Below are 12,277 nucleotides of genomic sequence, written 5' to 3'. Positions count from 1 at the left end.
TCAGCCGTCCAGCCGGGTGAGCCAGCCGTGGACGTCCTCGACACGCCCGTACTGGATGTCGGTGAGGTGCTGGCGCAGCTCGAGGGCGAGCGTGCCTGTGGGCTGCGCGTCCTCGAAGCCGGAGGCCTTGAGCGCGCCGATGGGGGTCACCACGGCGGCGGTGCCGCACGCGAACACCTCGACGATCTCTCCCGAGGCGACACCCTCGCGCCACTCGGCGAGGGAGACGGCACGTCGCTCGACGCGGTGCCCGCGGTCCTCGGCGAGTCGGAGGATCGAGTCGCGCGTGATGCCGGCGAGGATCGATTCCGACTCGGGGGTCACGAGGGTGCCGTCCTTCATGACGAAGACGACGTTCATGCCGCCGAGCTCCTCGACGTTGCCGTCCTCGTCGAGGAAGACCACCTGGTCGCAGCCCTTCTCGTACGCCTCGGCCTGCGGCAGGAGGCTCGCGGCGTAGTTGCCGCCCGTCTTGGCCGCGCCGGTGCCGCCCTTGCCTGCGCGGGCATAGTCCTCGCTCAGCCAGATCTTCACGGGGGTCACGCCGCCCTTGAAGTAGGCACCCGCGGGGCTCGCGATCAGGTAGTAGGCGACCTTCTCGGCCGGGCGCACACCGAGGAACGCCTCCTTCGCGAACATGAACGGCCGCAGGTAGAGGCTCTGGTCGGCGCCCGAGGGCACCCAGTCGCCGTCGACGGCGATGAGTTCGCGCAGCGACTGCAGGAAGTACTCGACGGGGAGCTCGGGGAGCGCCATGCGGCGCGCGGAGCGCTGCAGGCGCCGCGCGTTCTCCTCGGGCCGGAACGTGTGGATCGAGCCGTCCGCGTGACGGTACGCCTTGATGCCCTCGAAGATCTCCTGGCCGTAGTGCAGCACGGCGGCGGCGGGCGAGAGGGAGATCGGGCCGTACGGCGAGACGCGGGGACGGTGCCAGCCGCCCTTGGACGACCAGCAGATGTCGACCATGTGGTCGGTGAAGTTCGTGCCGAAGCCGGGGTTCGCGAGGATTTCCTCGCGGGCGGACGGCGAAGCGGCAGCCAGGTTCTTCGTCACCGAGAAGGTGAGGGGGGCTGCGGTCGAGTCGGTGAGGGTCATGTCAGTCCTGTTCCTCGCGCGGCGTCTGCGCGGCGCGCATCCACTCAGATTACGCCCGGAGGCGTGCGGTGATGGCGTCGCCGACCTGCGCGGTCGTGCGGGCGGAGCCGTCCCTGCTCTCGATGTCCTCGCGGGCCGCGCGGGTGACGCGCTCGGCCTCGCCCTGCAGTCCGAGGTGGTCGAGCAGCAGGGCGACGGAGAGGATCGCAGCGGTGGGATCGGCGATCTGCTGTCCGGCGATGTCGGGCGCGGAACCGTGCACGGGCTCGAACATCGACGGGAACGCGCCGTCGGGGTTGATGTTCCCCGAAGCGGCGAGGCCGATGCCTCCGGTGACGGCGCCGGCCAAGTCGGTCAGGATGTCGCCGAAGAGGTTGTCGGTGACGATCACGTCGAAGCGGCCCGGGTTCGTGACCAGGAAGATCGTCGCCGCGTCGACGTGCAGGTAGTCTACGGCCACGTCCGGGTGCTCCGCGGCCACCTCGTCGACGATCCGCTTCCACATGCCGCCGGCGTGGACGAGCACGTTGGTCTTGTGCACGAGGGTCAGCTTCCGACGGCGCTTCTGCGCCTGCGCGAAGGCGAACCGGACGACCCGCTCGACCCCGAACGCCGTGTTCACGGACGTCTCGTTCGCGATCTCGTGCGGCGTGCCGGCGCGGATCGAGCCGCCGTTGCCCACGTAGGGGCCTTCGGTGCCCTCGCGCACCACGACGAAGTCGATCTCCCCCGGCTCCGCGAGCGGACCCGAGGCACCCGGGTACAGGACCGACGGGCGGAGGTTGACGTAGTGGTCCAGCGCGAAACGCAGCTTCAGCAGCAGGCCCCGCTCGATGTTCGCATCCTTCAGACGGGGGTCCCCCGGCATCCCGCCCACGGCACCGAGGAGGATGGCGTCGTGCGCGGCGATCGCGGCGAGGTCCTCGTCGGTCAGGGTGTCACCCGTCTCGAGGTAGCGGGCGGCGCCCAGGGAGAACCGGGTCTTCTCGAACGTCACCTCGGCTCCCTCGGTCACGGCGTCGAGCACCTTCTCGGCCTCTGCGACGACCTCCGGACCGATGCCGTCTCCGGGGATGACGGCCAGCTTCACGACGCGCGACATCGCTCTCCTCGTTCTCGGGGGACCCGCGCGGTCAGTCCTCGACGCGCGGGGTGCGGGTTCCCTTCAGCGTAGTGGCCGCGATGACGGCCGCGCAGACGACCAGAACGGCTCCGATGATCGAGGTGACGCCCACGCCCGCATCGAAGGCGGATGCCGCGGCCTCGACGACGCGGTCGCCCAGCGCGCCCGGGAGTCCGTCCGCGACGGTGACCGCCCCGCCGAGGGTCTCGCGCGCCGCCGCGGCCGCGCCCGCCGGCACACCGTCCGGGAGGACGAGTCCGGCACGGTAGAGGGCGGTGAGGATGCCGCCGAGCACCGCGGTCCCGAGCACGGCACCGAGCTCGTACGCAGTCTCGGACACGGCGCTCGCCGCTCCGGCCTTCGCGGGCGGCGCGGTGGCGAGGATGAGTTCGTTGGACACCGTCTCGGCCGCACCGATGCCGATGCCGAGCAGCGCGAAGGCGCCGATGAGGATGCCGAGGGCCGCGGCATCCGTCGACACCGCGATCACGACGTACGCCGCGACCGACAGGGCGAGGGCGACGGGGACGACCACCCGGGGCGACACCCGGCGGGAGAACGGCACGACGGCGAGACCCGACACGATCATGAGCGCGAGCCCGGGCACGAGGGCGAGGCCCGCCTGCAGCGGGCTCAACCCGACGATCAGCTGCAGATGCTGGGTCACGAAGTAGAGGAAGCCGACGAGGGCGACGACGCTCAGCAGGTTCACGAGGAGCGCGCCGGTGAACGCGCCGCGACGGAACAGGCGCATGTCGAGCATCGGGCTCTCGGAGCGCAGCTGACGGCGCACGAAGACCCACCCGAAGGCCAGCCCGACGAGCACGAGCACCAGCGGGAGCGGCCCCGGACCGTGGACGGCGACCTCCTTGATCGCGTAGACGACCGGCACCATCGTCGCCATGCTGAGGACGATGCTGACGGGGTCGATGCGACCGGGGTGCGGGTCGCGACTCTCGGGCACGAGGAGGGGCGCGAGTACCAGCAGCGGGATGAGGACCGGCACGGCGAGCAGGAACACCGAACCCCACGCGAAGTGCTCGAGGAGCACACCGCCCACGATCGGCCCCAGCGCGGATCCGGCTGAGAACATCGACGCCCACACGGCGATCGCGAGGCGCCGCTGGTCGCGGTCGGTGAAGATGCTCCGCAGCAGCGACATCGTCGACGGCATGAGCATCGCGCCGAACAGGCCCATCGTCGCGCGCGCCGCGATGAGGAGCTCGGCCGAGGGGGCGAAAGCGGCCAGCGCCGAGACGGCGGCGAATCCGGTCGCACCGACCATCAGCATGCGGCGGCGGCCGAACCGGTCGCCCAGCGATCCCATCGTCACGAGAAGGCCGGCGAGCACGAGCGGGTAGACGTCGATGATCCACAGCTGCTGCGCGCTCGTCGGGGTCAGGTCGCGCGCGATCTCGGGCAGCGCGAAGCTCAGCACCGTGTTGTCGACCGACACCAGGAGCACGGGCAGCATGAGCACGGCCAGCGCCGCCCACCCGCGCCAGCCCTGCCGCGCGCCCGCCGCGTCGGCCGTTCGGATCTCTTCCGTCAACGTCATCATTAGTACACCGTCCAGCCGGTATAGTAACAGAGTCAGGCGCTCACCCGCGAGAGGATCGGAGCATGGGCAGACCACCGAAAGCCAAGGAGAGCGTCCTCGACGCGTTCGAGGCGGCGCTCATCGACGGCGGCGCCCGCGGCGCGACGATGGAGGCCGTCGCCGCCGCCGCCGGGGTCTCCAAGGGCGGCCTGCTCTACCACTACGCGTCGAAGGACGCGCTCGAAGCCGCGCTGCTGGAACGGATGCGGCGCCTCGTCGAGATCGACGTGGAGGACATGCTCCGGGCTCCCGAAGGCGTCGTCGCGGCCTTCGTGCGGACGTCGGTGCACACCGGGTCACCGTTGGATCGAGCCATCATCGCCGCTTCCCGCCTGGCGCAGACGGGCCACGCCGAGGCCTCCGACGCCCTGCGTCGGGTGCGGGAGCTCTGGGAGGAGGCGCTCCGCCCCCACACCCGAGACGAGACCGCGCTGCAGCTCGTGCTGCTCGTCAGCGACGGCCTGTACTTCAACAGCGCGCTCGCGACGGGCGCGCTCCCCGGCCCTCTCCCCCGCGGCGCCGAGCTCGACGCGCTGATCGCCCTCGTCGAGCGCGCCGCGCGCTAGCGGCATCCGCTCCCCTGTCGCAAACCGCCGCCGCGCACGGCGCGTCGTGACAGGGGAAGAGCGGATGCCGAGGCGGGTCAGACCTCGCTGAGCTCGATCTGCCGGAACAGGTCGGCGGCGACGGCGTCGCGCAGCTCGTCGAGCATCGCCTCGGGGATCGGCGAGTCGACCGTCAGCACGGACAGTGCTCGGCCGCTCGCGTCCGGTCGCGCGACCTGTAGGCCGGCGATGTTGATGCCCGCCTCGCCCAGCTTCTGGCCGTAGATCGCGACGATGCCCGGGCGGTCGGCGTAGCGCATGACGACGTGGTAGCGGCTGATCGGGACCTCGACCTCGTAGCCGTTGATGCCGACGACCTTGGGCACCATCCGCGTGCCGGCGAGGGTGCCTTCGACCGTAAGGACGGTGCCGTCGGACAGCGTGCCGCGCAGGATCGTGATGTTGCGGTACAGCGGGCTCTCGGATTCCACGATGAGGCGGGTCTCGATGCCGCGCTGCTCCGCGAAGAGCGGCGCGTTCACGTACGAGACGTTCTCGCTCACGATGTTGGTGAAGATGCCCTTGAGCGCGGCCAGGCGGTAGACGCTCACGTCGTAGTCGGCCAGTTCGCCGCGCACCTCGATGTCGAGGCTCGTCAGTGCGCTCGGTGCGAGCCCGGTGAAGATCTGGCCGAGCTGCTCGACGAGCGCGATGCCGGGGCGCACGAAGGGGTCGATGACGCCACCGGCGACGTTGACGGCGTCGGGCACCAGGTCGCCCTCGAGGGCGAGCTTGACGGACTTGGCGACCGAGACGCCGGCCTTCTCCTGCGCCTCCGCCGTCGAGGCCCCGAGGTGCGGGGTCACGACGACGTTCGGGAGCGACAGCAGCGGGAAGGCCGTGCCGTCCTGGGCGGGCGGCTCGCTCGTGAAGACGTCGAGTCCGGCGCCGGCGATCTGGCCCGTCGTCAGCGCGGTGAACAGGGCCTCCTCGTCGATGAGGCCGCCGCGGGCGACGTTCACGACATAGGCCGAGTCCTTCATGATCTCGAACTGCGCGGCCCCGATCATGCCCGTCGTCTCGGGCGTCTTGGGCATGTGGATCGTGACGAAGTCGCTCGTCCGCAGCAGCTCGTCGAGGCTGACGAGCTGCACACCCAGCTGCTGGGCACGCGTCGGCGTGACGTAGGGGTCGTAAGCGACCACGGAGACCCCGAAGGCCTGCACGCGGGCCGCGATGAGTGCGCCGATCCGCCCGAGGCCGATGATGCCGACCGTCTTCTCGTACAGCTCGGTGCCTGTGAACGACGAGCGCTTCCAGGCGCCGGCGGCGAGGGAGGAGTGCGCCGCCGGGATGTGACGCGCGAGGCTCAGGATGTGGCCGACGGTGAGCTCGGCGGCGGAGATGATGTTCGACGTCGGGGCGTTGACGACCATCACGCCGGCGCTGGTGGCCGCCTTGATGTCGACGTTGTCGAGGCCGACACCGGCGCGCGCGATGACCTTCAGCGACGGCGCGGCGGCGATCGCCTCGGCATCCATCTTCGTGGCCGAGCGGATGAGGACCGCGTCGGCGTCCGCGAGCGCCGGGAGGAGCGCCGCACGGTCGGCTCCGTCGACGGATCGGACCTCGAAGTCGGGGCCGAGGGCCTCGATCGTGGCGGGAGAGAGTTCTTCGGCGATGAGGACGACAGGCTTGGGCACGGCAGACCTTCGGGTACGCGGGGGTGGATCGCCACGGAGCCGACCGAGAGGTGACCGACGACGGTACGCGGCACGCCCAGCCTAGCGAAGACCCACCACCGCCCCCGACCGTGTGACACCCGTCACGATCCGACGAGCGAGTTCCCGTTCGTGATCGCGTAGGTGAGGATGTTCAGCCAGAACACGGCGACGAGACCGAGCCCCACGAGGAGGACGACCGCGAGGTGGAGCACCGGGCGTCGCCGCGCGAGGACGACTCCGGCGACGAACACGATGATCGGGAAGACGACGGAGAACAGCAGGATCGCCCATCCGCCGCCGTTCAGGCCCTCGACGCCCGTGGCCTGCGCGAGCAGGAAGGCGACGGCCGTCCAGACCGCGTACGCGTAGAACAGGCCGAAGACACCAGCGATGGCGGCGGGCAGCCAGGACGGACCGCGGCGCACCGCCTGGTTCGAGGTCGTCACGATCAGACTCCGATCACGAAGGGCCACGGCAGGAGCAGGAACACGCCGACGACCAGCCACGCGAACCTCACCCACGCGGCCGACGCGCGGGTGAGCAGCATGACGCCGCCGAACCAGAGGGCAGGGGCCGCGACCGCGACCCACAGCGCCGGCACGACGGCCGCCGGCTCCAGCCAGAACGACGTCGCCGCCGCCAGCCGCGAGCTCCCGAGCAGCCACCCCACGGTGTAGAGCAGGTAGATGCCGCCGAGGAGCCCCAGGGACACGAGGGCGACGTTGCCGAGGGGTGCCAGCTCCGCATCCTCGTCGGCCGTCGTCACCGCCTCCGGCGCAGGGGCGACGTCGTCGTCGGGGGTGGTCTCACTCCCCTTCCCGACGGCACGCCACCCGTCGGGGAGCGCAGCGCCGGTGCGCTCGGGACGCGCCGGACGCGTCGGACGCGTCGGCGAATCGTCGCCCTCCCAGCGGAAGGCGTCCTCTTCGTCGTGAGGGTCGGAAGCCACGCTCCGAGTCTACCGACGCCGAAGGCCCGACCCCTTGTAAGGGTCGGGCCTCCGTGGCTCACGAAAAGCCGGTCCCGGCGGATGCGCCGAGGGCTGGATGCCGAAGGTCAGCGCGCGGCGGAGCCTTCGGTGTAGTCGGCGTCCTGCTGCTTCCACGCGAACAGGGCGCGCAGGTCCTTGCCGACCGCCTCGATCGGGTGGGCCGCGGCCTTGGCGCGGAGCTCCTGGAACTCGACGGCGCCGTTGTCCTGGTCGTCGATGAAACGCTTCGCGAACGCGCCGGACTGGATGTCGGCGAGGACGGCGGCCATGTTCTCCTTGACACGCGGGTCGATGACGCGCGGGCCCGACACGTAGTCGCCGTACTCGGCCGTGTCGGAGACCGACCAGCGCTGCTTGGCGATGCCGCCCTCCCACATGAGGTCGACGATGAGCTTCAGCTCGTGGAGCACCTCGAAGTAGGCGATCTCGGGCTGGTATCCCGCCTCGGTTAGCGTCTCGAAGCCGTACTGGACGAGCTGCGACACACCACCGCAGAGGACGGCCTGCTCACCGAACAGGTCGGTCTCGGTCTCTTCGGTGAAGGTGGTCTTGATGACCCCGGCGCGGGTGCCGCCGATCGCCTTCGCGTACGAGAGGGCGACGTCCCAGGCCTGGCCGGAGGCGTCCTTCTCGACGGCGATGATGTCGGGGATGCCGCGCCCCGCGACGAACTCGCGGCGCACCGTGTGGCCGGGGGCCTTCGGGGCGACGAGGATGACGTCGACGTCGTCGGGGACCTCGATGTAGCCGAAGCGCACGTTGAAGCCGTGGGCGAAGGCGAGGGTCTTGCCGGCGGCGAGGTGCGGCTTGATCTCGTCATTGAAGATCCCGCGCTGGTGCTGGTCGGGCGCGAGGATCATGATGAGGTCGGCCCACTCGGCGGCGTCCGCCACGGACTTGACCTCGAAGCCGTCCTCCGACGCCTTCGGCGCGGACTTCGAGCCCTCCTTGAGGGCGATGACGACCTCGACGCCGGAGTCGCGGAGGTTCTGGGCGTGGGCGTGGCCCTGCGAGCCGTACCCGACGATGGCGACCTTCTTGCCCTGGATGAGCGAGATGTCGGCGTCGGCGTCGTAGAGGATCTCAGCCATGTTCGTGTGTGTCTCCTTGTAGATGTCGGTAGAGAAGATGTGGGGTCAGCCGCGCAGGACGCGCTCGGTGATGCTCTTGCCGCCGCGGCCGATGGCGACCATGCCGGACTGGGCGAGCTCCTTGATGCCGAAGGGCTCGAGGGCCTTGAGGAAGGCGTCGACCTTGCCGCGGTCGCCCGTCACCTCGACGACGAGCGCGTCGGTGGCGTAGTCGACGACCGAGGCGCGGAACAGGTTGACGACCTCGATGACGTTCGAGCGCGTCTGGTTGTCGGCGCGGACCTTCACGAGCATGTGCTCGCGCTGGACGGAGGTCGCGTAGTCGAGCTCGACGATCTTGATGACGTTGACGAGCTTGTTCAGCTGCTTCGTCACCTGCTCGAGCGGCAGCTCCTCGACGTCGACGACGACCGTGATGCGCGAGAGTCCGGGCACCTCGGTCACGCCCACGGCGAGGGAGTCGATGTTGAAGCCGCGGCGCGCGAAGAGGCCCGCGACGCGGGTGAGGAGACCGGGCTTGTCCTCGACGAGGAGGCTCAGGACGTGCTTGCTCATCGTCACTCCCCCTGCTCGAAGGCCGGCGCGTGCTCGCGTGCGTACTGGATGTAGCTGTTGCTGACGCCCTGGGGCACCATCGGCCACACCATCGCGTCGGCGCTCACGACGAAGTCGATCACGACCGGGCGGTCGTTGGTCTCGAGGGCGGTGCGGATCGCGGCATCCACGTCCTCCTCCTTCTCGACGCGGATCGCGAGGCAGCCGTACGCCTCGGCGAGCTTGACGAAATCCGGGATGCGGATGGTGTCGTGACCCGTGTTGAGGTCGGTGTTCGAGTGACGGCCGTCGTAGAAGAGCGTCTGCCACTGCCGCACCATGCCGAGCGAGGAGTTGTTGATGATCGCGACCTTGATCGGGATGTCGTTGATCGCGCAGGTGGCGAGTTCCTGATTGGTCATCTGGAAGCAGCCGTCGCCGTCGATCGCCCACACCGTGCGGTCGGGCTGGGCGACCTTCGCGCCCATGGCCGCAGGCACGGCGTAGCCCATCGTGCCGGCGCCGCCGGAGTTGAGCCACGCGTTCGGACGCTCGTAACCGATGTACTGCGCGGCCCACATCTGGTGCTGGCCGACGCCGGCGGCGAACACGCCTTCGGGGCCGGTGAGCTCGCCGATGCGCTGGATGACGTGCTGCGGCGAAAGCAGGCCGTCGCTCGTCGGTGCGGCGCCCAGGGGGAACTCGGTGCGGAGGCCGTCGAGGTAGGACCACCACTCCGAGACGTCGGGCTTCGCGACACCGGCGAAGGCCGCGTCGAGATCGACGAGCACGTCCTTCAGGTCACCCACGATGGGGACGTCGGCGGAGCGGATCTTCGAGATCTCGGCGGGGTCGATGTCGACGTGCACGACCTTCGCGTGCGGGGCGAACAGGGCCGCCTTGCCGGTCACGCGGTCGTCGAACCGGGCACCGAGGGCGACGATCAGGTCGGACTCCTGCAGCGCGAGCACAGCGGGCACCGTGCCGTGCATGCCGGGCATGCCCAACTGCTGCGGGTGCGAGTCGGGGAACGCGCCGCGCGCCATGAGCGTCGTGACCACGGGAGCGCCGGTCGCCTCGGCGAAGCGACGGAGCTCGCCGGCGGCTCCCGCGCGGACCACACCGCCGCCCACGTAGAGGACGGGCTTCTTGGCCTCGGAGATCAGCTGCGCCGCGGCCTGGATCTGCTTGCCGTGCGCCTTGGTGACGGGCCGGTAGCCGGGCAGGTCGACCTTCGGCGGCCACACGAACGGCGCCTTGGCCTGCTGCGCATCCTTCGTGATGTCCACGAGCACGGGGCCCGGGCGACCCGTCGAGGCGATCTCGAAGGCCGCGGCGATGGCGCCCGGGATCTCGGCGGGGTCCTTCACGAGGAACGAGTGCTTGGTGATCGGCATCGTGATGCCCACGATGTCCGCCTCCTGGAAGGCATCCGTTCCCATCAGGGTCGAGTACACCTGGCCCGTGATGCAGACGATGGGCATCGAGTCCATGTACGCGTCGGCGATCGCCGTCACGAGGTTGGTGGCGCCGGGGCCGGAGGTCGCGATGGCGACGCCGACGCGACCGGATGCCGCGGCGTACCCCTCGGCGGCGTGACCGGCGCCCTGCTCGTGGCGCACGAGGATGTGGCGCAGGTCGGTCGAGTCCATCAGCGGGTCGTAGACCTCGATGATGGCGCCGCCCGGGAGCCCGAAGACGTCGGTGACGCCCAGGAGCTCGAGCGAGCGGACGACGGCCTGCGCTCCGGTGAGCACGGGCGTGGACGGGCCTCCGGCCGGGGGCCGAGGCACAGCGGCGACGGTGTCAGAAGACATGAGTGATACCTCTGCGGTGATGGATGACGGAGTGTGTGGGGCCTAGCCCGTCGTCGCGCCCTCCGCGGCGGAGCGCACGAGCTTCGAGTACTTGGCCAGCACGCCACGGGTATAGCGCGGGGGAAGGGGCTCCCAGCCGTCGCGGCGGGAGTTCAGCTCAGCCTCATCGACGAGTAGGTCGAGAGAGCGAGCCGCGATATCGACCCGTATCAGATCACCATCGCGCACGAAGGCGATGGGACCAGCGTCCACCGCTTCGGGTGCTATGTGGCCGATGCACAGGCCGGTTGTGCCGCCTGAGAATCGTCCGTCCGTCAAGAGTAGTACATCTTTTCCGAGGCCAGCGCCCTTGATGGCGGCCGTCACGGCGAGCATCTCGCGCATGCCGGGGCCGCCCTTCGGGCCCTCGTAACGGATGACGACGACGTCGCCGGCGGCGATGCGACCCTCCTCGAGCGCGTCCATCGCGGCGCGCTCGCGCTCGAAGACGCGTGCGGGGCCTTCGAACGCGGCGGCGTCGAAGCCGGCCGTCTTCACGACGGCACCCTCGGGCGCCATGGAGCCGTGCAGGATCGTGATGCCGCCGGTCGCGTGGATCGGGTCGTCGAAGGTGTGGATGACGGTGCCGTCGATCGGGTCCGGGTCGAGGTCGCGGAGGTTCTCGGCGAGCGTCTTGCCGGTCACGGTGAGCGCGTCGCCGTGGAGGAGGCCCTCGTCGAGCATCGCCTTCATGATGACGGGGATGCCGCCGTGCCGATCGACGTCGTTCATGACGTACTTCCCGAACGGCTTCATGTCGGCCACGTGCGGTACCTTGTCGCCGATGCGGTTGAAGTCGTGCAGCGTGAGGTCGACGTCGGCCTCGCGGGCGATGGCCAGCAGGTGAAGGACGACGTTCGTCGAGCCGCCGAGCGCCATCGCGAGGGCGATCGCGTTCTCGAAGGACTCCTTGGTGAGGATGTCGCGGGTCGTGATCCCCTGGCGCAGCAGGTTGACGACGGCCTCACCGGAGCGGTGCGCGAAGTAGTCGCGGCGACGGTCCGCGGAGGGAGGAGCGGCCGAACCCGGCAGGCTGAGGCCCAGCGCCTCGGCGACGGAGGCCATCGTGTTGGCGGTGTACATGCCGCCGCACGCACCCTCGCCCGGGGCGATCGCGCACTCGATGCGCTTGAGGTCGGCCTCGCTCATCTTGCCGGCCAGGCACGCGCCGACCGCCTCGAAGGAGTCGATGATCGTGACGTCCTTCTCGGTACCGTCGCTGAGCTTCACCCAGCCGGGGGCGATCGACCCGGCGTAGAGGAAGACGCTCGAAAGGTCGAGACGCGCAGACGCCATGAGCATGCCCGGGATCGACTTGTCGCACCCGGCGAGCAGCACCGAGCCGTCGAGGCGCTCGGCCATCATGACGGTCTCGACGGAGTCGGCGATGACCTCGCGGCTCACGAGGGAGAAGTGCATCCCCTCGTGGCCCATGGAGATGCCGTCCGAGACCGAGATCGTGCCGAACTGGAGCGGATAGCCGCCGCCGGCGTGCACACCCTCCTTCGCGCCCTGCGCGAGCCGGTCGAGGCTCAGGTTGCAGGGCGTGATCTCGTTCCAGCTGGATGCGATGCCGATCTGGGGCTTGTCCCAGTCCTCGTCGCCCATGCCCACGGCGCGCAGCATGCCGCGCGAGGTGGTGGCTTCGATGCCGTCGGTGACCGCGCGGCTGCGGGGCTTGATGTCGATCGTCTCGTCGGGTGAAGGCATTCTCGAAG

General features: G+C 70.0%; 11 protein-coding genes. 1 reads left to right on the top strand and 10 read right to left on the bottom strand.

The features are described from left to right. From ACPEH0_RS01875 to ACPEH0_RS01865, 3 genes are read right to left on the bottom strand one after another with little or no spacing between them, the layout of a single operon-like run. Complete coding sequence (locus ACPEH0_RS01875) at positions 1-1,095, bottom strand: branched-chain amino acid aminotransferase (RefSeq protein WP_217530058.1); 1,095 nt, start codon at positions 1,093-1,095, stop codon at positions 1-3. A gap of 49 nt (positions 1,096-1,144) precedes the next feature. Further along, complete coding sequence (locus tag ACPEH0_RS01870) at positions 1,145-2,197, bottom strand: 3-isopropylmalate dehydrogenase (protein ID WP_366213151.1); 1,053 nt, start codon at positions 2,195-2,197, stop codon at positions 1,145-1,147. Between the two features lie 31 nt (positions 2,198-2,228). Next, positions 2,229-3,776 (bottom strand): MFS transporter, encoded by a 1,548-nt coding sequence (locus ACPEH0_RS01865; RefSeq protein WP_366213410.1) that lies wholly within the window; start codon positions 3,774-3,776, stop codon positions 2,229-2,231. A gap of 65 nt (positions 3,777-3,841) precedes the next feature. Between ACPEH0_RS01865 and ACPEH0_RS01860 the strand changes: the two genes are divergently transcribed. Beyond that, positions 3,842-4,384 (top strand): TetR/AcrR family transcriptional regulator, encoded by a 543-nt coding sequence (locus ACPEH0_RS01860; RefSeq protein ID WP_366213152.1) that lies wholly within the window; start codon positions 3,842-3,844, stop codon positions 4,382-4,384. Positions 4,385-4,461: 77 nt separating this feature from the next. On the opposite strand, the gene serA is transcribed toward ACPEH0_RS01860, so the two are convergent. The 7 genes from serA to ilvD all read right to left on the bottom strand — a co-directional run bounded on the left by serA (position 4,462) and on the right by ilvD (position 12,269). Then, positions 4,462-6,066, bottom strand: coding sequence for a phosphoglycerate dehydrogenase (gene serA, locus ACPEH0_RS01855; RefSeq protein ID WP_366213154.1), 1,605 nt, complete (start codon positions 6,064-6,066; stop codon positions 4,462-4,464). Positions 6,067-6,188: 122 nt separating this feature from the next. Further along, on the bottom strand, positions 6,189-6,533 hold the full coding sequence (locus ACPEH0_RS01850) for a hypothetical protein (protein ID WP_359917644.1): 345 nt from the start codon (positions 6,531-6,533) through the stop codon (positions 6,189-6,191). A gap of 2 nt (positions 6,534-6,535) precedes the next feature. Continuing rightward, complete coding sequence (locus ACPEH0_RS01845; protein WP_359917641.1) at positions 6,536-7,036, bottom strand: DNA polymerase III subunit gamma/tau; 501 nt, start codon at positions 7,034-7,036, stop codon at positions 6,536-6,538. A 107-nt stretch (positions 7,037-7,143) separates the two neighbouring features. After that, on the bottom strand, positions 7,144-8,169 hold the full coding sequence (gene ilvC / locus ACPEH0_RS01840; protein WP_366213155.1) for a ketol-acid reductoisomerase: 1,026 nt from the start codon (positions 8,167-8,169) through the stop codon (positions 7,144-7,146). Between the two features lie 45 nt (positions 8,170-8,214). Next, positions 8,215-8,724: an acetolactate synthase small subunit gene (gene ilvN, locus ACPEH0_RS01835; RefSeq protein ID WP_217530089.1), complete on the bottom strand. Its 510-nt coding sequence runs from the start codon at positions 8,722-8,724 to the stop codon at positions 8,215-8,217. Between the two features lie 2 nt (positions 8,725-8,726). Continuing rightward, a complete protein-coding gene (locus tag ACPEH0_RS01830; RefSeq protein ID WP_366213157.1) occupies positions 8,727-10,520 on the bottom strand; it encodes an acetolactate synthase large subunit in 1,794 nt (597 codons plus the stop codon). Positions 10,521-10,562: 42 nt separating this feature from the next. Beyond that, positions 10,563-12,269, bottom strand: coding sequence for a dihydroxy-acid dehydratase (gene ilvD / locus ACPEH0_RS01825; RefSeq protein WP_366213158.1), 1,707 nt, complete (start codon positions 12,267-12,269; stop codon positions 10,563-10,565). Positions 12,270-12,277 lie beyond the last annotated feature (8 nt).

Origin of the sequence: Microbacterium sp. NPDC079356, from assembly GCF_049545465.1 — a bacterium.
GTDB classification, from domain to species: domain Bacteria; phylum Actinomycetota; class Actinomycetes; order Actinomycetales; family Microbacteriaceae; genus Microbacterium; species Microbacterium gawkjiense.
Note: the sequence above shows the minus strand (reverse complement) of the source record. Positions and strands in the feature narration are given on the sequence as shown.